Here is a 21,516-nt window from a genome sequence, read left to right on the forward strand (position 1 = left end):
ATGTTTAAAAATGTTATTGTTAAAAATCCAGGAAATAGTTTTGTAAACGGTTTAACAACTAGTGATTTAGGAAAGCCGATTTTAGAAAAATTATTTGAACAACATGAACATTATGTAGAGGCTTTAAAAAAATGCGGTGTAGAAGTTACACAATTACCAGCAAATGAAGCATTTCCAGATTCAACATTTGTAGAGGATACAGCTGTATTAACGCCTGAATTTGCTATTATATCGAATCCTGGAGCAGCAGCTCGTAACCGCGAAATTGAAGAAATCGAACCAGCTGTAAAGCAATTCTATGAAAAAATTTACTATATTAAAGGTTCAGGAACACTTGATGGCGGAGATGTACTACAAGCAGAGAAAAAGTTTTACGTAGGGATCTCAGATCGCACAAATGAAGAAGGCGCTCAGCAATTTAAAGAGATTGTTGAACAAGAAGGCTATGAAGCAACTATTATTCCATTAAAAGAATTCTTCCACTTAAAAACTGGAATTGCCTATGTTGGGGAAAATCGTATGGTGTTAGCTGGTGAATTTGTCGATCATCCTGCATTTGAATCTTACGAAAAAATCGTGATTCCTAAAGAGGATGAATATTCAGCTAACTGTATTCAAGTAAATGATTATATTATTATCCCAGCTGGCTATCCAGAAACAAATCGTAAATTACTGGACCTTGGCTATCAAATAATTGAACTTGATATGTCTGAATTTAGAAAACATGATGGTGGTTTAAGCTGTTTATCATTACGTTTTTAAGTAAATCTAACAATACCCAATCAATTTAAAAGAGAAAATTGATTGGGTACTTTCATTCTAGAAAAATCAGAATATTTAATATTTTTACATTATATGGGAAGTAGGGATGGATGTTGAATAAAGGGGATCAGCTTCACAATAATCAATTAAAACGTTCGATGAAAAGTCGTCACTTGTTAATGCTTTCACTTGGGGGGGTAATTGGAACAGGTTTATTTTTAAATGTAGGCTATACCATTAACCAGGCAGGACCCGGAGGTGCACTGATTGGTTACTTATTTGGTGGCTTAATTTTGTTTATGGTCATGAATTGCCTTGGGGAATTGGCTGTTTACATGCCTGTTACAGGCTCTTTCCAAACATATGCAACACGTTTCATTAGTCCTTCAGCTGGTTTTTCATTAGGTTGGATGTATTTTGTCGGGTCTGCTGCCACAGCGGGCGTTGAATTTACGGCTGCAGGTATTTTAATGCAGCATTGGTTTCCAAGTGTACCAATTTGGATATGGTGTGCTGTGTTTATGGTTCTTTTATTTGTCTTAAATGCTTTAACAACGAAGGGCTTTGCTGAAGCAGAGTTCTGGTTTGCTAGTATAAAAGTTGTTGCAGTGATTGCATTTATCATTATTGGTGGAGCGGCAATCTTTGGTTTAATTCCATTAGCAGATCGACCTACCCCACATCTCACAAATTTAGCACCTTCTGGTTTATTCCCAGCAGGTATTACGATTATTTTTGTCACAATGATGAATGTAATTTTTTCTTATCAGGGATCAGAGCTGGTGGGGATTGCAGCAGGGGAGACCGAGAACCCTGAAAAAAATATTCCAAGAGCGATTCGTACGATTCTATTTAGAATCATCGTTTTCTATATTGCTTCCATTATTGTATTATCAGCAATATTCCCAGCATCAGAGCTTGGGCTGATGGAAAGTCCATTTGTCACGTTAATGAATTTAGCTGGTGTACCATATGCCGCTGGTATCATGAACTTTGTTATTTTGACAGCTATTTTATCAGTCGGTAATTCATGTTTATATGCATCAACACGTTTATTATTTTCCATGTCACAAGAGGGGATGGCGCCCAAGTTATTTGGTCGATTAACGAAAAATAAAGTACCTTTAAATGCGCTTATTTTTACGATGGTATTCTCACTCTTATCTTTATTAACTAGTGTTATGGAAGCGGATGCTGTATTTGTATTACTAATGTCGGTAGCAGGTATATCTGTCACAATTTCATGGATGGGGATATGTGCTTCTCAGTTAATGTTCCGTTATCGCTATGTGAAGTCGGGAGGAAATGTGGCTGAACTAAAATTTAAAACACCACTATTCCCGTTGATTCCAGTATTTTGTATAATCTTTTGTGTTTTAATTTTAGTATTTTTAGCGTTTGATCCAACGCAAAGGATTGGTTTACTATACGGGATTGGCTTCTTTATTGCCTGTATGATCTTTTATCAATTGAAATTAAAAAAAGCGGCGACTGCTGCTACAGATAGCAAAAATGAAGAAACACTAGAAGTTCGTTAATCGTACCTCTAACGAAGGGGAGTTAAAGGAGAATTTTATGAATACTTTTATGTGGGATATACCCGAAAAACTACGTGCCCTATTATGTGAGCTTGTGAGCTGGGAAAGCCGAACATTAACGGAGGGCGAAAATAAATTTGCCTTTCGCTTAAAAGATAAATTGTTAACGCTTCCATATTTTGAAAAGCACCCAGACTTGATTGACGTTGCCGAAGAACTGGACCGCCTGGAAGCGCATGTCAAAGAGACCTACAACATTCTGAAGAAAAAAGAAGCCGTTGGTCGTCGTCTGGACTTTATGATGCAGGAATTCAACCGCGAGTCGAACACTCTTGCGTCGAAATCTATCAATGCCGAAGTGACAAACTCCGCCATCGAGCTGAAAGTGTTGATTGAGCAGATGCGCGAGCAGATTCAGAATATCGAATAAGCTATCAATAAAAATCACCAAGCAGCAAAAAACCACAAAGCCCGCGAAATGTCGGGCTTTTTTGTTATCATGAGCTATCATAACGACGCAACAAAGCGCACAATATGCGTGTACATAGAGGTGTACATAATGACTTTCATGTACATTGCTTTATGTACACACCCATATTCGATATTCAGGTATTCGCAATGCCAAAACTCACAGATATGCAGATCCGCGCATGGATAAAGGCGGGAGACAGATTTGATGGCAAGGCAGACGGCAACGGCCTTTATATTTGCTACCCAAAAAACTACACAGTCCCGTTCTGGCGATTCCGCTATAAGCTCGCAGGAAAGCAGCGGGCTATGGTTATAGGCTCTTACTCCGAACTGTCACTATCAAAAGCCAGAGAAACAGCAAAAGAGCTGTCAGCCAGAGTTGCTCTTGGCTATGACGTAGCAGCAGAGAAACAGGAACGAAAAGCTGAAGCACTGGCAAAAATGGAGGCTGAGAAAAACGCCATGCGCGTTTCAGATCTGGCCGCCGAATACTTCGAGCGCCAGATACTTCCAAGATGGAAACATCCCGATATCCTTCGCCGGAGAATTGATAAGGATATTAACCCCTGCATTGGGCATATGAAGGTGGAGGACGTTAAGCCACGCCACATTGACGACATGTTGAAAGGTATCGTTGACCGAGGAGCACCAACGATAGCAACAGATGTATTACGCTGGACACGCCGTATCTTTGACTATGGGATAAAACGCCACGCTCTGGAGATAAACCCTTGTTCAGCGTTTGAAGTATCTGATGCTGGTGGTAAAGAGGTTTCCCGCGACCGTTGGCTAACTCGCGATGAGCTTATCAGGCTATTCGAAGCTATGCGCACCGCAAAAGGATTCAGCCGCCAGAACGAACTGACATTTAAGCTATTGCTGGCACTATGCGTTCGTAAGATGGAGTTATGCGCCGCACGATGGGAAGAGTTTGATTTAGATGGTGCGGTATGGCATTTGCCGGAAGAACGCAGCAAAAACGGAGACCCTATTGATATACCTCTACCTTCCCCAGCCGTTGAATGGTTGAGAGAGCTACACACCTTTTCATGTAATAGCGCATGGGTGCTTCCAGCCAGGAAGATGCAAAACAGAATGATCCCACATATTCAGGAAAGCACTTTGCCCGTAGCACTGGCTAAGGTTCGCGCCGAAATACCGGATGTGCCTAATTTCACGATTCACGACTTCCGACGCACCGCACGTACTCATTTAGCAGCGTTGGGTGTTGATCCTGTCGTGGCGGAACGATGCCTCAATCATCGCATTAAGGGCGTAGAGGGGATTTATAACCGCCATCAGTATTTTGATGAGCGTAAAGCAGCACTGGCACAGTGGGCTGATCTGCTGGTGGCACTGGAAAGCGGAAAAGACCACAACGTAACGCCTCTCAGAAGGGCGAACTAACTGAATAGATTGAGCCTAGCTCGACGGGGCGAAAAGCGGGAAGCCTTACCGCCTGGCTCAATCACAAAATAAGGCGCAGCGTAAAAGGTGACGCAATGAAAAAACTACCACCAAATCTCTTTTTCCGACTTAATAGAGCAGCAAATTTATTAGAAATAGAAGTCGATGATCTTCTACTTATGGGAGTATCAGGCTCTATATTTTTGAGCACAATAATTCACCAGTATGAAGGCGTACTCTATCAAGCGGGAAACTTGCCACCAGACCACGGCAGCAAAGACATAGAAAACTTATTATTTGGTTCTATTATTTCTACTAGAGAAGATACCGAAAGATATCTAAATGAAGGTGTTTTCGATGGTATGAAGTGCTTAGCAAGTGGATTATGGCACGTTCCTAGTGATTTCATTGCTTCCCTTGCAGGGGTTAAGAGAGCCCCTGACATTCCACTCATATTCTCACCAGCATATATAAAAAAAGAACTAGATATCACATCAGGACGTTACTTTTTCTACGATTTTCGCGAACATGATACCACCGTATCGTCTGTGGAAGATTTGTATATATCAAGACCGTGGGTTGAATATATAGCTGAAAGCATGGATAAAAATCAGCCAATACCCAGCATACTCCATTTGGGTTCACACGATCTTTATGAAAAGGAATTTAAAAACATAGAGCATGGAAATAGAGCACGACATAGCCTGAACCGTGAGAATAGCATTATGGCGTTGATTTATGTGAAACGGCACTATCCGGAAGAGTGCAAAGGGAAAAACGGGAAAGAAACCAACGAAGCGTGGGCAAACGCTACGATAGACCACTGGCCACATGTGGGTGGCGATTATGATGAACCATCTACAGATTATTTAAAGAAGATCATATCTGACATGGACAGATTGCCGGAAAAACGTACCACGGCAGGAAAGAAGAAATCATGATAATAAAATTTAGTATCGTGACAATAAAATTTACTGTAATTCACTTTTGAGCATGCACACCATTAAATACCCGTAACGAAGCAACAACTATCGCTAAGAGGTTACGGGAAGCATGAACACCGACACGATTCCTACAAAAGGCTATATCAGACGCTTTCGCCTGGCTGAATTGCTGGGCGTTAGTGTATCCACCATCGACCGTAAAGTAAGAAACGGTTCACTACCACGTCCGGTAAAGCTGGGAGAAAAAATAACTGCGTTTGATGCGGTTGAGATTCACAACTGGCTGGCAGAACGCCGCGGGAAGGTGGCCTGATGGAAAAGAAAAACCGCCCATTACAGGCGGCTAATTCAGATACTCGCGTATCTGATGTTACGCCCCTTACAAAATCCCTTCAAGCACCAAAGCGCACACCGAAAAAGCATCGTGCCAGAGTCTATATGCTGCGTACTGGTATAGAGGGATGGACAGAAAATGACATTCTTCGCTACTGCCGCCTGTCTTCTGGTCGTAACTATGCAACAGAGTTAGAACGCCAGCTTGGAATCACTCTGGAGCGTATCGACGAAAAGAATCCTGATGGTATCGGAACACACCTTCGCTACCGTTTCTCCTGCCGCGGTGATGTTCTGAAAGTGATCACTCATATTAACCATCTTGCGAACATAAATGATCACAACGGACTTTCTCAGCAGGAAATTGCCGACATTCTGAAACTCTACCCGGACGCGTTTAACGCCGCCTAACGGAGACTGAAAATGAACATCGAAAAAAGCAGATTAATTTCTGAGGCCGCCCCTCATCTGAACGCCTCTCTGGGCACAATTAACGGTAATGAATTTGCCGCAATTGTCCCGGTTATTCCTGGTCACATCGGTGGGCGTGAAACCAATATTGTTAGCGCAAAAGCGTTACACAAAGCGTTGGGCGTGGGAAAAGACTTCTCTACATGGATCACTGATCGCATCTCTGAATATGACTTCACCATTGGGCACGATTACTCAGTCCATAAAACAATTTCCCCAAATTTGGGGAAAAGCCCGAATGGCGCGGCTTACAGCAAGATTAAGCAGTCTGGCAGACCCGGCAAAGACTATCTGTTAAGTGTCGGAATGGCGAAAGAACTGGCAATGATCGAACGCAATGATCAGGGTCGCGCTATCCGTCGTTATTTCATCCAGTGCGAGGAAGAATTACAGCGTAGCGTGCCTGAAATCGCCGCCCGCTATCGTCGCCAGCTAAAAGCCCGTATCAGTGCCGCAAACAACTTTAAGCCAATGTGCGATGCGCTGAATATGGCCCGTGCCGAGCAGGGGAAAACGACGCAGCAACACCACTACACAAACGAGAGCAATATGATTTCTCGTATCGTTCTTGGAGGGCTAACTGCTAAGCAGTGGGCGCGGATAAATGGCTATTCTGGCGAACCTCGCGACCATATGAACGCAGAACAGCTTGAGCACCTCTCATATCTCGAAAGCACCAATATCACGTTAATTGATATGGGCATGGAATATGAGCAGCGCAAAGGAGAACTCACCCGCCTGTCGCAACGCTGGCTCGCCAAGCGTCTGGAGGCGGTCCATGTTTAAGCCGACAGGAACACCACAACCTCAAAAACGCTACAAAGATGCCCACGGAGCACTCGTTACTGTCGAAAGCGTGTCTCACAACCGAGTGACGTTTTATCGCGACGGGTATCAATCGCCATGCGTACAACCGCTGGCGCGCTTCATGAAGGAGTTCGCGGAGGTTAACAAATGCTAACCGTCCAGAAGAAGATATTTTCACTGGCTGGTATGTCGCCAAAATCCAGCAATATGACAGCAAAGTCTGGCATTAATACAGCAGATGCAAGCAAAGTTTATCATTTTCTGGTGGTAGGAGCGGATGCCTTAACTATGTCAGAAATTACGGTCGATGGTGTTAGCGTTGAGAAGGTCGGCGGCTGCGCCAGAGAATTTCTGGTCGTAGATGGCTTTCTCTGCTCGCGTAGTGACTCCACAAAAACCTTCGTCCACACGCGCGACGTTAACGAAATGAGCGCGATGTATTGTGCATCTGGTGCTTCCAATAGTGAGTTTTCGGAGTCCATAAAAAAGAGCTTGCCGTTATGCGGCAACACGGTTTATGGTTATAAGGCACCTCATAAAACGGGTGCCGGGATTGGCGTCCTGGTAAATCGAATGGCGACATATGACGCGCCGAGCGTCTTTTTTTATGTCGTAGGTCTGACTCACCCATTTTTTGGGCGTTGGTGTATAATCCAGCGCCTTTGTCAATCAATGGTGGCTCAGGCAGGGGCTTCTTCGGAAGCGCCGGTATCCATTCGAGCCGGTTACGCCAACCCTGTCTGGGCTACCACCAGCGAAATTGGCGTTTCCGGTGGTAGCGTTACATGCTATCGAATGGAGGCTGCCACATGCTGGCTACTACCCCTACCCAAAAACCGCAATTTATCTGGATTATCGCCGCAGTTCGCCGCGATTGCCCGACAATTACCGCCAAAATTCATCATATTGCTGCCGAGTCTGAACGCGATGCTCGCCGTTCTCTGGTGCGCGATCACGTCTGCTTTTTTGCTGGTCGTATCCGCATGGAGGTGGCACATGATTAAAACCTACGATGTGCATATGGATCCCCTCGAACGCACAAGCCAGATCATCACACTGACAGAAGTGATTAACGACATTCTGGTGAGCAACTCTCCCTCACGAGACGAAAGACTGAAGGCGTTACTCGCGATATTGGATCTCGCCGTTCGTGACGTTCATTTCCTGCTGGAAGGTGGCGAAATGCCAGGAAAAACGGGGGCAACCAATGAATAACTCAATTAATGCCCCTCGACTTACGTCCGCACTTCAATTAATCGAGCAAGCAGCGGCTGTCCTGGTTGCTGTCAGTCTTTCGGCTGAAGAAATGGACGCTGCTGATGTCGTGGATGCGATTAAAGCGTGCTCATCTTTGGTTAACGATGCCCGTGCAGAGCTGGTAATTCTTGGGGGTGAAAAATGAATATCAACTTAATTTATCGTCATCCGTGTGAGCTGGAAATTGAATCATTGCTGAGTCGTGAAGAGCTATATCCAGACACATTCACTCTTGCAGATCGCACGACTGAACGGCTTACCAGAGCGCGCACAGGTCTGGTTCATGTGATGAATGAGATTCTTCCATCGGTGGGAGGGGAACAGGCGACAGTAATCAATAGCTGGCTACAAAAAGTTACCTCCCTGATAGATATCAGTTTAATCGATGCGGAGAGTGCGAAATGACCAACATCCAGCTCATTGAAGCGCAATGTCGCATCGAACAGGTTCAGACTGTTTTAGGGTTCTGGCTTGAAGGGGCCAGCCCCAGCAACAGAGACAAGTTAATGATTGGCGCGGTTATGTCACTGCTCAATGGCGTACCAGAAGCTATTCAGGAAGCAGACGAATTGTTGGGCAAATATGAGTTACAGAATCATTCAGGCGAGGCGAAACATGAATAATTTCTTAACCTTCCATGCAGAAGCAACGCCTGACGGCGTAAACATCATGCACCGCAGCAACGATGGCATGACAGAACGCGTTGAGACCGTTTCATATATTGATGCCGTAAATCGTCTGGATGCCGGGGATTATGACGATAAACCAGATGAAGGTATGTCAATACATCTCGCTATTGCCGATGGCGGCAACCAGGGATATTTCGATTACACATCACAGCATAACGTCATTATGTGGAGATGGCTGATCGCAACAGTATTCATGCTGGAAATGAGAGAGGAAAACGGCACTGTCAGCATCATTGATGATACTGGCAATCCTTCCGAAGTGGCTGTTTATTCCAACGGCATCGTCGCCATGCCGCTGTATCCAGTAGCAGAGCGCCTCGCTATGGCAAACAACATTGAGGGCGCGATGATAGAACGTTTTGGCATCGAGTCTGGCACAGAACGCGCCATCATTTTCTACAGAGCCATGATGGATGTGGAACAAGGAGCACTGACTCCATTTGGTCGTGAAACGCTTGCTGAACTTCACAACAGCTTTATAGCTGAACTGAATGAAAACGGCATGCCAGCGGAACCAGTGACGCACTGAGGATGGATCCATGATTACTAAAAATTTCCGACTGAATGCGCTGGCAAATAAGTATGCGTCGGCACTGTATAACCACATTACCTCCACCAGCGGCGGGGACTATTTCATGGTTCATGCGGACGGCGAGGCCGTCCGTGTGGAAATCGTCAATGGAGTAAAAGGCGTTCGCAGCCTGATCGATAGCTACACACTGGCAGCCATGAAAGTGTTCTACCCGCAGTGGGAAACCGTGGGGATAGAGCTTCTTGATCGTTGCGTCACTAAGGACGGATTGACTGACGTCGGGCGTGAGATATGGCAAAGCATGGTTAATGACATGGGCGCAACTGTAGCGGGAGGTTCTCATGCGTGAAAATGCAGAAATGGCGCTTAGCTCCGCAATCGGAGAGCAGGTGGCAAAGATTGCTGGCGCTGTGTGGATTCATAACCTTCATTCTACTGGTGAAGAGAAAATGGCAATTCAGACGCCAGAGGGACGCACCATTACTACATCTCTGAAGGCGTCAGATGTTTGTGATCTGATTTGCGCATTCATGTACCCAGCAATGAGGACTGTCCACGGCGATAAGTGGAAACTTGCGACAACCGCTGAATTTGATATGTGGCTAAACAATGATGGCATGCTGACTGATTACGGAATAACCAAGTGGCAGATGCTGGTTAGCCATATCGCAAACGCTATAGACCACGTGGGGTACGGTGATGCGAAACATTGATCTTATCCGCCAGGTTATCAGTGCGTCTGAAAACAACTGGCCTCATGTGCTGGGCTGCCTGAACATAAATGTCCCTGACTCTCCGCGCCGTCATGCTCCCTGCCCTGCATGTGGGGGCAAAGATCGATTCCGGTTCGATGACAACGGGCGCGGTAGCTTCATCTGTAATCAGTGCGGCGCTGGTGATGGACTGGATTTAATTAAACGCGTAAATAACTGCGACACAACAGAGGCGGCGCTTCTTGCCGCTGATGTTCTGGGTATTGATTACCGGACAACGGAAACACCAGAAGCCACCAGCCAGAAACGGGAACAACTGGAAACCGAGCGCCAGCGACGCGAACAGGAGCGCCTGAAAAGGGCAGAGAAGGACGAACAACAAAGACGGGATACGTTTTCCCGTCAGTTTGATGACATGCGCAGAAAGGCTGTAAACGGCAAATCTGATTATCTGGTTGCGAAAGGGGTAGGTGATTTTACATTCCCCGTGTTGCCCGATGGATCTCTGTTGCTGGCGCTGGTGGATAAATCCGGCGCAGTAACAGCAGCACAGACTATTACCTCACATGGTGAAAAAAGACTCCTGACAGGTTCAGCAAAGCGAGGGGCATATCACGCCATAAACGCACCAGAAACAACACAGAGCATCTTAATCGCAGAAGGGCTGGCAACGGCATTATCTGCCCATTTAATTCGTCCAGAGGCGCTGACAGTGGCGGCGATTGATGCCGGGAACCTGTTATATGTCGCCCAGGTACTGCGGGATAAATTTCCTTCAGCACAAATCATCATTGCTGCGGATAACGACCACAGCGAAGGAAGACAAAACACGGGGAGAATAGCAGCAGAAAAAGCAGCTTTATCTGTTTCTGGATGGGTGGCATTACCCCCGACAGATCACAAAGCAGACTGGAATGATTACCACCAAAAACACGGCATTAAATGCGCCACAGAAGCGTTCAATAAGTCAATGTACCAACCACAGGGTAATGGCGTGAAACAGGAGCCACAGACCATTGAGGGAAGCGATTTTAAGGTTATGGATACCGACCCACTGAAACCAAGAATAGAAAGCCGCGAGGATGGTATTTATTGGGTATCTCCGAGAGCTGACAGCCAGAGTGGAGAAATCATCAATAACGAAAGCTGGTTATGTTCTCCGTTAAGCGTTATCGGTACTGGCAGAGACGATAAAGACCAGTATCTCATTCTTCGCTGGCTGTCGTTTGGTTCTGAAACGCCGACAACCGCTGCCATTCCACTGGCTGATATTGGTGAACGTGAAGGATGGCGCACACTTAAAGCTGGTGGGGTAAATGTCACGACCAAAAGCAGCCTCAGAGCAATACTGGCAGACTGGCTACAACGCAGTGGCTCTCGTGAATTGTGGCGTGTTGCTCATGCCACTGGCTGGCAATGCGGAGCGTACATCATGCCTGATGGGGAAATCATCGGAACACCTGAAAATCCTGTGCTGTTCAGCGGGAGAAGCTCAGCCGCAGCCGGATATACCGTCTCAGGGAGCGCGAAAAGCTGGCGTGATAACGTGGCGCGTCTGGCCTTTGGTAACTATTCAATGATGACCGGGATCGGCGCAGCACTGGCAGCGCCATTGATTGGGCTGGTGGGCGCTGACGGGTTCGGCATTCATTTCTATGAGCAGTCGAGCGCAGGTAAGACCACCACGGCAAACGTGGCGAGCAGCTTATACGGCAACCCTGATTTACTGCGGCTGACGTGGTACGGAACCGCGCTGGGGCTGGCAAATGAGGCCGCCGCCCACAATGACGGACTAATGCCGCTTGATGAAGTTGGTCAGGGCGCTGATCCTGTCAGCGTTTCACAGTCTGCCTATGCGTTATTTAACGGTGTAGGGAAACTGCAAGGCGCTAAAGATGGTGGAAACCGGGATCTAAAACGCTGGCGTACAGTGGCAATCAGCACCGGAGAAATGGATTTAGAAACATTTATCGCTACTTCCGGGCGAAAAACCAAAGCCGGGCAACTGGTGCGACTGCTGAATATTCCGTTGAGTAAAGCAGTACGCTTTCACGATTACCAGAACGGAAAACAGCACGCAGACGCACTGAAAGACGCTTACCAGCATCACCACGGCGCAGCCGGGCGTGAGTGGATTAAATGGCTGGCAGACCACCAGCAACAGGCAATTAAAACTGTTCGTGACTGCGAAAGCAGATGGAGAAGTCTGATCCCATCCGATTATGGTGAGCAGGTTCACCGTGTAGCCGCGCGATTTGCCATTCTGGAGGCCGCATTGCTGTTAGGCGAGGTTGTAACAGGCTGGGATGCTCAGACATGCCGTGATGCGATACAGCACAGCTATAACGCATGGTTGCGCGAGTTCGGCACAGGTAACAAAGAACATCAGCAGATTATTGAACAAACGGAGGCATTTCTTAATGCCTATGGGCTTAGCCGTTTTGCACCATTTCCATACAGCCCGGCAGATTTGCCCATCAAAGATTTAGCCGGATACCGTCAGCGTGGAGAACATGACGAAAGCCCAATGATTTTCTACACATTCCCGGCCACATTTGAAAAGGAGATCGCATGTGGTTTCAACGCAAAACAGTTTGCTGAAGTGTTGAAAAAAGCCGGGATGCTAACCCCACCAAACAGCGGTCGTGGATACCAAAGAAAATCACCACGTATTCAGGGACGACAAATAAACGTTTATGTACTCAATTACCAGCCAGGAGATTACAACTCATCTGAAGAATGAGCTTCTTCATGTGCGTAGAAAAGGCGTTGGTTCAGTTGGTTCAGTTGGTTCAATTTGTAAAGAGTATTGTTTTATAAGGATTTTATTCTTTTTATTGAACCAACACTGAACCAACAACACGGTATTTTGAACCAACACAATGTGACTGAATTGATGCGCACAACACCTGGCTGGCATCAGAGAGTGTTTTACGAGACTTTCGTAAAATCCTGTGTACAAGGGCGTGACGTTTTTGAAAGTGAGCACTACGAAATTTTCGTAGTTCAGAAAACAGCCACTGAGAAGTTGTTATGCCTGTTCAGCAAACCATCCGCATAGCTGATCGCGAATCAAATTACCAATGGAGCCAGAAGCAAGGGCAGAACTGAAAAGCGCCTGCCGTGAAGGGTAATGCGACACCATAAATATAGTTTTTAGAGTCCATAAAAAACCTGTCAAAACCTGACACACAGAACGATGCCACCAGCTACTGAGCGGTGGCATTTTTTTGTGCTATCTGTTTCATATTTTGCAATTACGATGATGAATATTGCGATTTGTGAAACTATAATAACTGTTGTTTTATACAGTTCTAAGGGGGCGTTATGGCTATTTCAGTAAAGCCGGTATTGATAAGTGAGAAGCAAATGGAAGCGATAAAGAAAATTCAGGAAGAGCAGCGTAAAAAATCAGGAATTGGAGTAGCGCCAACTCTGCATGAAATTGCTCGAGGGTTAATAGATAAGGCGCTGGCAGGCTGTATGTGAAAATGGATGGCATCGCATGGAACTAAAATTTATTGATAACCCTGTGCGATTACAGGCCTTTCTTAACGATCCTGGCAATACCGAAAATATTGTTGAGCCGGGGCACACGTACTACATCAAGCCTGATGCGGTATATCTCGGCATCTACGAAGGATTGGTGCTGGCTGGCGTTCATGAAGTGCGTAACTTCTGGCATAGCATTGTTGAATGCCATGCGGTGTACGACCCCGGATTCCGTGGTGAATATGCACTGCAAGGGCATCGATTATTCTGCAAATGGCTTCTCGAAAACTCACCATTCCTTAACAGCATCACTATGGTTCCTGACACCACGAAATACGGACGGGCAATTATCCGTTTGCTTGGCGCTACCCGTGTTGGTCACCTTGATGATGCTTATATCAGATGTGGTAAACCCGTCGGCGTAACGCTTTATCAGTTAACTCGGCAACAATATAAGGAATTCAGCGAATGTTAATTACCCATATAGCTCATAAACATCTCAATCGTGCCGTATACGAAAAAGGCGGTGATGGTGGTGCCTCTAAAGCTCAGGCGAAGGCCCAGCAGCAGGCAATTGATTTGCAGCGCGAGCAGTGGAATACGGTGATGAATAATCTCAAGCCGTATGCAGAAGTCGGATTGCCTGCTTTACAACAACTACAAGGACTGATGACTCTGGAAGGGCAGAATAAAGCCGCGAATGATTTCTTTGGTTCTGGTTTATATAAAACACAGGCAGATCAGGCCCGTTATCAGAACCTTGTCTCAGCAGAAGCTACCGGGGGGCTTGGCTCAACAGCTACCAGTAACCAGTTATCTTCCATTGCGCCCATGCTTTATAACAATTGGCTTAGTGGGCAAATGCAAAATTATGGAAACCTGCTAAATGTCGGGATGAATGCGGCATCAGGGCAGGCAACGGCAGGGCAAAACTACGCCAATAATACCGGACAACTCTTGCAGGGGCTTGGCGCTATTCGTGCAGGTCAGGCGCAGCAGCCATCCAGTCTTGCGCGTGGTATTGGTGGGGCGGCATCAGGCGCTTTAGCGGGTGCGCAACTTGGTTCCGTTGTTCCGGGTATAGGTAATGTCGCCGGGGCTATTGGTGGTGGGCTTATTGGTCTTGTTGGGGGGCTTGGATTCTAATGGCGACATGGCAACTTGGCGGGCTGCCTAGCATGGCACCGCAAAATGATAATGCTCCTCGTTCTTCCGTTCCTCAGCCTGTGCAGTATCAGCAGCAGCCAAACGTAGGTTTAATGGCGCTACAGGGGCTAAGAGGCGTTGCTGAGATTAATCAGCAGGCACGTCAACAACAGCGTAAAGCAGAGTTTCAGAAAGCATATGCCGGGGCTTTTGAGTCTGGAGACAGAAACAAAATGCGCAGTCTTATTTCTGAGTATCCAGAAGAATTTGAAAGCGTTCAGAAAGGGATGGGCTTTATTGATGACGACCAGAGAAATTCTATTGGTCATCTTGCGACTAGTGCTCAAATCGCATCTTCGCTCGGAACTGGGGCATTTGGAAAATTCATAGCAGATAACGAAGATGAAATGCGTCGCTTGGGAATTTCTCCTGAGTCTGTTGCCGAAATGCATGTTAATGATCCACAGGAATTCCAGCGGCTTGCTGGTAGTATGGCACTGTTTTCTCTCGGTCATGAGAAGTACTTCGATATCAAAGATCGAATGGAAGGTCGGGATATTGAGCGTGGCAAGTTGGCAGAGACAATCCGCAGCAATCAGGCTGGAGAGGCGCTTCAGGCGAGAGGGCAGGATATTAGCCGAGCAAATGCGTTAACGTCAGCATATGCACCAACAGCCGCAATGCAGAATTACAATCAGTACGCGCAAATGTTAAAGGCGGATCCAGAGGGGGCAGCGGCATTTGCGGCAGCGGCTGGAATTAATACAAACGCCAAAAAATTAATGAGTGTTAGGGAAAACGATGATGGCACTGTCACAAAATACTACACAGACGGAAGTGAAGAGCAGGGAAAACTAAACCAGCCAATATCTGGAGATGGGTTTCGTCCAATAGCTTTGCCAACAGCCCAAAAGATCATGGAAAAGTCGCCAGAAGGGGCTAAAAAAGCTGCTGGATTTGCATACAGAGTTAGGGATGCTCTTGATTCAATGGATACACTGAAAGGCCAGCTTAGCCCACAGCGAGTGGCGATCATTAATAATGCTTTGGGTAATGGGACGCTGGCTAACTTAACGCTCAGCCCAACAGAGCAGCAATACGTTGTTAATGCTAATGACGCAATAATGGCAATACTCCGTCAGGAAACAGGGGCAGCTATCGTACCTGCTGAAATGTCAAAATATTATCAAATGTATTTCCCTCAGCCTGGCGACTCCACAAAAACCATTGATACCAAGCGCCGGAAGATGGAAAACCAGTTCAATTCGCTGAAAGCTGCTTCTGGTCGAGCTTATGATGCTTTGCGTGTTATTTCAGCAGTTGACAGAGGAACTTCTTCTTCGTCGCAGACATTGCCGCAATCTGAGCAGGTATCACAGCCAGCAGCCAGCAGTAATTTTTCTTCACTATGGGGTGATTAATGGCTAAAGCATGGAAAGATGTTATCGCCTCTCCACAGTATCAGGCGTTAGCACCAGAACAAAAAGTGCAGGCTCAGGAGCAATACTTCAATGAAGTCGTGGCCCCGCAAGCCGGAGAAAGTGTAGAGCAGGCTAAGCAGGCTTTTTATGCTGCCTATCCACTACCATCTACGAATGAAATAGACCGATCCCAATCAGCAACTCAAAATATTCAACATACATCATCTGATAATTCTCTTGCGTCAGGGTATGCAAAGTTAGCTACTCAGCAAAGAGAGGGGCTTGAGCGTTCAGCAGAACAGGGAGCCAGTCTTGGGGCTGCGATGCGCGATGCTATAACAGGCGAAAGCCGAATGACTCCAGAGATGGAGAGACTGCAAAATGTCGCCTCTGCCCCAGAATTGAACTCACTAAGCATGGATGCCCTGAAGGCTGGATGGTCTCAACTTTTCGGCTCTGACGCGTCTCAGGAAAAGATTCTTCAGGGAATGGGGGCGACATTAAGGCAGGATGAGAAGGGGAATACTATCGTTTCTCTGCCATCAGGTGATTATGCCCTGAACAAGCCGGGTTTATCACCGCAAGACCTGACTTCGTTTCTTGCTAATGCGCTGGCGTTTACACCAGCGGGCAGGGCTGGAACGGTGCTTGGTGCCATAGGAAAATCAGCAGCTACAGATTTAGCACTACAGGGAGCCACCAGCCTTGCTGGTGGAGAAGATATTGATCCGTTACAAACGGTAATTTCTGCTGGCATTGGTGGTATTGGTAAGGGGCTGGAAAATACAGCGAGTGCGGTTTCGAGGGCTGTTCGTGGTGATATGTCGCCTGAAGCAAAGGCTGCTGTCGACTTTGCATCGGAAAGAAATCTGCCGTTAATGACCAGTGACATGCTGAAAGATAAAACCTTTATGCAGAGTCAGGCTCAGACATTAGGCGAAAGAGTTCCTTTTTTTGGAACCGGTAAGAATCGGCTGAATCAACAACAAGCACGAGAAAATTTAGTCAGAACATTTAGCGATGGTCTGGGTGGCATTTCTGATAAACAGCTTTATGAATCTGCGACTAAAGGGCAACAAAAATTCATTGAGGCAGCAGGAAAGCGATATAACCGCATAATTGACGCTATGGGGGATACCCCTGTCGATCTCTCAAACACGGTAAAAACTATCGACAATCAGATTGCCGTGTTAAGCCGCCCTGGCAAATCTCAGGATAGAGCCGCGGTAAAAGTCTTGCAGCAATTTAAAGACGATATCACCAGCGGACCAAATGACCTGCGTCTGGCGAGGGAAAACAGAACCGATCTTCGAAAGCGATTTATAGCGTCATCTGACACTGTTGATAAAGATACGCTCCAGAAAGCCAGCGATATTATCTACAAGGCATATACGGCGGATATGAAAAAAGCCGTAGCCAAAAATCTTGGAGCAGACGAAGCCATTAATATGGCAAGGGTTGATCGCTCATGGTCTAAATTCAATGACATGATGGGAAGAACGCGCGTTCAAAAGGCAATAGCCAGCGGCAAGGCCACGCCTGAGGATGTAACAAAACTCGTTTTTAGCCAAAGCCCATCAGAACGTTCTCAGCTTTACAGGCTTCTGGATGACAATGGTAGGCAAAACGCACGAGCAGCTATAGTTCAGAATGCTGTAGATAAGGCGACTGATCCGTCTGGAAATATCAGTGTTGAGAAGTTTATTAATGCGTTACACCGGAACAGGAAGCAATCAGCAACTTTCTTTAAAGGCGTACATGGAAAGGAACTGGACGGCGTTATTAAATACCTCAACGATACAAGACACGCGGCAAAAGCGAACGTTCAAAACTTAAATGGTCAGCAGCTTTATGGATTGTTAGTTGGTGGTGGCATCATAAACGCAGCAGTATTGGCGGGGATGCTAAAAACGGCTGCGTTTATTGTTCCTGCTGCTGGTGCCGTAGGCGGAGCAGCGAAGGCATACGAAAGCCCTGTTATACGAAATGCCTTGTTACGTCTGGCAAATACGCCAAAAGGTAGCACAGCATATGACAGAGCGATCAGTACGGTCACACAATCGCTCACCAGAGTCGTACAGGCATCACAAAAAGAAGCTCAATAACTGGTTAGCCACGGATGGCTAATTTTTGTTCTTTGCTCTCATCCACAGGTAAAGAAGGGCAATAACAAGACAAAAAACAGAGAATAGATAACCTACCTCATATGGTGCGCCAAAAAAATTAGCTATTGATACGGGCAAAAAAGCTGAAGCGATCAAAATTGAAAGGCAAAAAATAAGCCCAGTAATATAGTTTATTAAATTCTTAAATGAGAAATGTTTTGCTTGATTTACGGTCTTAGCGAATGATCGCTTAACGACGGATAAAAGCAAATAGATGGCGACAGTTGCTAATGCCCCTTTCCACCAGTCTGGATATAGTTTTGCGACAACCAGACCAAGGAAAACCATGATGACAGCCTGAGCATTCACACCAACCCTCCCTTTAGCGTTGTTTAGAATGGCAATCATCATATATCCAAGACATGGCATTTGGTACATAGCTTGGGTCGGGATTTCAAATCCGATCCCCGTTGATGGGGCCGTTACAGTACGCGCATATCCGCTTTATGTGAAACAGGAAGATTTTTCTGATATCACTGCCACAGCAAAACACCAATTTCGTGACCAGTACGCGCGCGAGGTGTATCAGTTGCAAAATTTTTTGCAGCTGTGTCCGACCAGTACGCACGCGATGGCGGGGAGCACCATAAAACTGTTCTCTACATAAGACAGAGTGGTGGTGATGTGTTGATTATCGGCGTATATGCGCACAGGACGCGCTATGACGATGTTTTATGCGGGTACACCAATCACATGTATCTGGTGTGATAAATCGCGTTACATGACCTCTCATGTTGTGCTGGTGGTTATCACGACGTTCTGAATCTGGCCTTTGCCTGGTATTTTGCGACAAGTACGCGCACGTAGCATCGAAATAATCGGATGGCGTATGCTGCTGGTAATATGAAGACCGATAGCATTAACCGAAAGGATAAAGACTTCTCGATAACGGCAAGGGGGCTGAATTGCGAGGCGAGATTAAGCAACTGTCTTGAACGTAAAAATCATGGAGCAACATGATGGTACGATTCATTCCATTCTTCGTTCTTTCTGAGCATTGCGTTCAGGCTTAGTCAAAATTAGTGTTGCGAGCGGACCTATTAGTAATTGTTGGTGCGATGCGCCTGTTATGGATTGTTATGGTTGTGGCAGGCCTGATTAATATCCAGTATGACCACCAGCTATGAGAGGCCACCTCAGTGGTTCGCAGTTGCAGGTTTGCACTCAGGTTCGCAGGGTTTTGGCTACTTTCACGTGCGAACCTGCAGAATTGCAAAGGACAACTAAGTCCTCTGGCCAACTCCCGGTTTATGAGCGACACAGTCCGCCTGGCGCATCGTTTTCGTCGAGTGCGCCCATCAGCTTGTCCATGGACTATCCACCACTCGATATTAAAGTTAATCATTGGTTGCCAGCCCGCGAATCAAGTTTGTTCTGGATCCAAGCTTCAACCTCCTCAAGCGACCATCTAGCTGATCTACCAATTTTAACTGGCTGTGGAAACGTGCCCGTCTTAACCCATGAGTAGATTGCCGTTTTCTTGAAGCCCGTTCTGAGCATGACTTCGCTTAATTTGATAAGGCGCATAGAGGCTCCTCTGCTTTAGATTAAGCATAGTGACAATCTGGCTTTGGGCGGTATCCAAAAGCGAGGTATCCATGTTGGTATCCACCAAAACGCTGTTTACCAAAAAAGTTACCACCGGAACAGGACATTTTGAGCTGTAACTTAACACATAGCATATGGAGTTCACGCATAGACTTCACGCACAACGGCTCCGGCCAGTGAAGAATCACCCTGGCTGGCAATATAATGCCGATCACCATCAGAGGGGAATCCATGACACCACGAGAAATCGAGCTGCTGACCATTGCCAAGCTGGAGCATGACGGCCACCAGCTCAGCCCGGCAGAATTGCGGGAATTAAGGCGCCAGCTGGCAGAGGGCCCTGTAATAGCCAGGCGGTACCGCGAAATGATGACCAGCCCCGCATATCGCTGGAGCAAACCAGCGCCGCTCCGTGCGCGGTGAGCAGCACCTAACCAGCACTAGACAAGCCCTGTGCTGGTGGATGTCCCTCATAATTAGCGGTTTTTAAACGGCGTGTTGGTTCACGGCCTCTTTTTGTTGGTTCAAAAATGGGGTGTGTTGGTTCACTTTTTGCGAATAATCCTTTTAAAAACAATACTCTTTACAAATTGAACCAACTGAACCAACTGAACCAACACCTTTTTGCTTATCTATATAGTCTGAGAGGCAGAAATGATAAGGGACAGGAAAGCTGAAGAGCTGGAGTCAAAAGGGCTATGCCGGAGAGCTGCCGCACGATGGACAGAAGTCCTGACGCTGGCAGATGGCGATAAAGAACGTGAACATGCAGCAAACAGACGCTCTGAATGTATCCGTAGGGCGGCACGCCCACCAGCAACTATAGACAGATTCGGAGATTTAAGACAGGCAGTTAAGCGAACTCATTCGGCTCTTGGTATGGATGAGGAAGCGAGAGGGTACTTCAGGCGTTATCGTGATAAAGATTGCCAGAGACAGTAATGCTCTCTCTGTTTTTGCAAATTACCCCTCACTTTGAAGGGATCGGAGCTATAAAAATGGTTTTAGGTACATTCCTCAAATTGAGGATTGTGGAAAAACCAATGGGGTAGCCTTTTCCCCCAATGGGGATTTTCGAAAGAATCAATGGGTTAGGCCATCGTGCAAATTTGCACTCTGCCAGCCAACGCAATTTCTCGTTGGCGGAAATATCAGGTATTTACTGAACGAACGGTCTACCAGTCTGTTCAGTTACCAGTTGCACATGGCTGTTTCATGTGAGGACGGAGTTTTTTTCGGACATCACTATTGGGTACAGCAATTTCGCGAGCAATACGCACGCGTAACAAATATGCCTAGCATCTTAGCTACGTGCTGACAAATTTGCGATACTTCCCATCCTGTAGTGTGTTTGTCACCCGTGCCTTAGAGTTTCATAATTCATAACTGCTATAGTGATCTCCAGCTTAGTCGTTTCAAGTATTTCTTCACATAAGACCAGATCATGAATGATGTTTTTGAGTAGCTCCTTATCGATTGCTCCATCAGCCACCCAAACTGCGATGTTTTCCATTTCTCGCACAAAAAGTTGTACACAATGGCCAAAACCATTTATCTCAAGAAAGTATGTTGAAAGGGCGATGCTTGATCTTTTATTTCCGTCACTAAAAGCATGGAATTTATTGATTGCAAAGAACAAGTGACTTAGTTTGTCTACAAACCCGGGGTAATACCAGTCGTTTTGGATATGCTCAAGGGCACTCTCCAGTACCCCTTGGTCTCTGATTCCGTGTAAGCCGCCTGTTTTCTCAATGATCCAATCATGAACCCGAATGGCGTGTTCAATATCAAAATAATTGAATTGTATATCGTCCATTGAT

27 protein-coding genes are annotated in these 21,516 nt (G+C 46.3%); 23 read left to right on the plus strand and 4 right to left on the minus strand.

Annotated features, from left to right (window positions below; all coding sequences use genetic code 11):
* From QH639_RS08940 to QH639_RS09045, 22 genes are all read left to right on the plus strand, one after another.
* The gene (locus tag QH639_RS08940) at positions 1–762 is read left to right on the plus strand and encodes a dimethylarginine dimethylaminohydrolase family protein (protein WP_131521587.1); all 762 of its coding nucleotides are present in this window, start codon (positions 1–3) and stop codon (positions 760–762) included.
* A gap of 110 nt (positions 763–872) precedes the next feature.
* Positions 873–2,300: an amino acid permease gene (locus QH639_RS08945; protein WP_281115961.1), complete on the plus strand. Its 1,428-nt coding sequence runs from the start codon at positions 873–875 to the stop codon at positions 2,298–2,300.
* Between the two features lie 37 nt (positions 2,301–2,337).
* A complete protein-coding gene (locus QH639_RS08950) occupies positions 2,338–2,730 on the plus strand; it encodes an endoribonuclease YicC domain-containing protein (RefSeq protein WP_281115962.1) in 393 nt (130 codons plus the stop codon).
* A 188-nt stretch (positions 2,731–2,918) separates the two neighbouring features.
* Positions 2,919–4,178 carry a tyrosine-type recombinase/integrase gene (locus QH639_RS08955; RefSeq protein ID WP_001384863.1) on the plus strand — a complete coding sequence of 420 codons (1,260 nt, stop codon included), beginning with the start codon at positions 2,919–2,921 and terminating at the stop codon, positions 4,176–4,178.
* 95 nt (positions 4,179–4,273) lie between these two features.
* Entirely contained in the window at positions 4,274–5,119 is an 846-nt protein-coding gene (locus QH639_RS08960; protein WP_000735991.1) for a hypothetical protein, read from the plus strand.
* Positions 5,120–5,231: 112 nt separating this feature from the next.
* Positions 5,232–5,435 carry a helix-turn-helix transcriptional regulator gene (locus tag QH639_RS08965; protein ID WP_001090781.1) on the plus strand — a complete coding sequence of 68 codons (204 nt, stop codon included), beginning with the start codon at positions 5,232–5,234 and terminating at the stop codon, positions 5,433–5,435.
* On the plus strand, positions 5,435–5,866 hold the full coding sequence (locus QH639_RS08970) for a hypothetical protein (RefSeq protein ID WP_000412546.1): 432 nt from the start codon (positions 5,435–5,437) through the stop codon (positions 5,864–5,866). Before QH639_RS08965 ends, QH639_RS08970 begins: the two co-directional genes overlap by 1 nt.
* 12 nt (positions 5,867–5,878) lie before the next feature.
* The gene (locus QH639_RS08975; protein ID WP_001019369.1) at positions 5,879–6,712 is read left to right on the plus strand and encodes an antA/AntB antirepressor family protein; all 834 of its coding nucleotides are present in this window, start codon (positions 5,879–5,881) and stop codon (positions 6,710–6,712) included.
* A complete protein-coding gene (locus tag QH639_RS08980; protein WP_000476150.1) occupies positions 6,705–6,887 on the plus strand; it encodes a DUF4222 domain-containing protein in 183 nt (60 codons plus the stop codon). Before QH639_RS08975 ends, QH639_RS08980 begins: the two co-directional genes overlap by 8 nt.
* The gene (locus QH639_RS08985) at positions 6,881–7,948 is read left to right on the plus strand and encodes an ash family protein (protein ID WP_000958748.1); all 1,068 of its coding nucleotides are present in this window, start codon (positions 6,881–6,883) and stop codon (positions 7,946–7,948) included. Before QH639_RS08980 ends, QH639_RS08985 begins: the two co-directional genes overlap by 7 nt.
* Complete coding sequence (locus tag QH639_RS08990) at positions 7,941–8,135, plus strand: hypothetical protein (RefSeq protein ID WP_001065661.1); 195 nt, start codon at positions 7,941–7,943, stop codon at positions 8,133–8,135. The genes QH639_RS08985 and QH639_RS08990 overlap by 8 nt, the downstream gene beginning before the upstream one ends.
* Complete coding sequence (locus QH639_RS08995; RefSeq protein WP_001024677.1) at positions 8,132–8,395, plus strand: hypothetical protein; 264 nt, start codon at positions 8,132–8,134, stop codon at positions 8,393–8,395. The genes QH639_RS08990 and QH639_RS08995 overlap by 4 nt, the downstream gene beginning before the upstream one ends.
* Positions 8,392–8,613, plus strand: a complete 222-nt coding sequence (locus QH639_RS09000) for a hypothetical protein (RefSeq protein ID WP_000181940.1) — start codon at positions 8,392–8,394, stop codon at positions 8,611–8,613. Before QH639_RS08995 ends, QH639_RS09000 begins: the two co-directional genes overlap by 4 nt.
* Entirely contained in the window at positions 8,606–9,208 is a 603-nt protein-coding gene (locus QH639_RS09005; RefSeq protein ID WP_001058740.1) for a hypothetical protein, read from the plus strand. Before QH639_RS09000 ends, QH639_RS09005 begins: the two co-directional genes overlap by 8 nt.
* Before the next feature lie 10 nt (positions 9,209–9,218).
* Entirely contained in the window at positions 9,219–9,560 is a 342-nt protein-coding gene (locus tag QH639_RS09010) for a hypothetical protein (protein ID WP_000628970.1), read from the plus strand.
* A complete protein-coding gene (locus QH639_RS09015; protein ID WP_001208876.1) occupies positions 9,553–9,924 on the plus strand; it encodes a hypothetical protein in 372 nt (123 codons plus the stop codon). The genes QH639_RS09010 and QH639_RS09015 overlap by 8 nt, the downstream gene beginning before the upstream one ends.
* Complete coding sequence (locus QH639_RS09020; protein WP_001244106.1) at positions 9,911–12,667, plus strand: TOPRIM and DUF927 domain-containing protein; 2,757 nt, start codon at positions 9,911–9,913, stop codon at positions 12,665–12,667. Before QH639_RS09015 ends, QH639_RS09020 begins: the two co-directional genes overlap by 14 nt.
* Before the next feature lie 584 nt (positions 12,668–13,251).
* Positions 13,252–13,413 (plus strand): hypothetical protein, encoded by a 162-nt coding sequence (locus QH639_RS09025; RefSeq protein ID WP_001018524.1) that lies wholly within the window; start codon positions 13,252–13,254, stop codon positions 13,411–13,413.
* Between the two features lie 16 nt (positions 13,414–13,429).
* A complete protein-coding gene (locus QH639_RS09030) occupies positions 13,430–13,891 on the plus strand; it encodes a DUF2824 family protein (protein WP_000420670.1) in 462 nt (153 codons plus the stop codon).
* The gene (locus QH639_RS09035) at positions 13,885–14,562 is read left to right on the plus strand and encodes a hypothetical protein (protein WP_000909175.1); all 678 of its coding nucleotides are present in this window, start codon (positions 13,885–13,887) and stop codon (positions 14,560–14,562) included. Before QH639_RS09030 ends, QH639_RS09035 begins: the two co-directional genes overlap by 7 nt.
* Positions 14,562–15,983, plus strand: a complete 1,422-nt coding sequence (locus tag QH639_RS09040; RefSeq protein WP_000246959.1) for a phage DNA ejection protein — start codon at positions 14,562–14,564, stop codon at positions 15,981–15,983. Before QH639_RS09035 ends, QH639_RS09040 begins: the two co-directional genes overlap by 1 nt.
* Positions 15,983–18,088, plus strand: a complete 2,106-nt coding sequence (locus QH639_RS09045; RefSeq protein WP_001029852.1) for a hypothetical protein — start codon at positions 15,983–15,985, stop codon at positions 18,086–18,088. The genes QH639_RS09040 and QH639_RS09045 overlap by 1 nt, the downstream gene beginning before the upstream one ends.
* A gap of 18 nt (positions 18,089–18,106) precedes the next feature.
* Here QH639_RS09045 and QH639_RS09050 read toward each other — a convergent pair whose 3' ends face one another.
* The 3 genes from QH639_RS09050 to QH639_RS09055 form a co-directional block, all read right to left on the minus strand.
* A complete protein-coding gene (locus QH639_RS09050; protein ID WP_024196381.1) occupies positions 18,107–18,457 on the minus strand; it encodes a hypothetical protein in 351 nt (116 codons plus the stop codon).
* A 1,032-nt stretch (positions 18,458–19,489) separates the two neighbouring features.
* Positions 19,490–19,675: a helix-turn-helix transcriptional regulator gene (locus tag QH639_RS26495; protein WP_001236873.1), complete on the minus strand. Its 186-nt coding sequence runs from the start codon at positions 19,673–19,675 to the stop codon at positions 19,490–19,492.
* A gap of 451 nt (positions 19,676–20,126) precedes the next feature.
* Positions 20,127–20,273: a hypothetical protein gene (locus QH639_RS09055; protein ID WP_281115964.1), complete on the minus strand. Its 147-nt coding sequence runs from the start codon at positions 20,271–20,273 to the stop codon at positions 20,127–20,129.
* Positions 20,274–20,350: 77 nt separating this feature from the next.
* Here QH639_RS09055 and QH639_RS09060 point away from each other — a divergent pair, with 77 nt between their 5' ends.
* Entirely contained in the window at positions 20,351–20,638 is a 288-nt protein-coding gene (locus QH639_RS09060) for a PerC family transcriptional regulator (RefSeq protein WP_000617437.1), read from the plus strand.
* 412 nt (positions 20,639–21,050) lie between these two features.
* On the opposite strand, the gene QH639_RS09065 is transcribed toward QH639_RS09060, so the two are convergent.
* Complete coding sequence (locus tag QH639_RS09065; RefSeq protein ID WP_000340973.1) at positions 21,051–21,512, minus strand: type II toxin-antitoxin system death-on-curing family toxin; 462 nt, start codon at positions 21,510–21,512, stop codon at positions 21,051–21,053.
* Between the last annotated feature and the right edge of the window lie 4 nt (positions 21,513–21,516).

The sequence above is a fragment of the Lysinibacillus sp. 1 U-2021 genome (genome assembly GCF_029916965.1).
GTDB classification, from domain to species: domain Bacteria; phylum Bacillota; class Bacilli; order Bacillales_A; family Planococcaceae; genus Lysinibacillus; species Lysinibacillus capsici.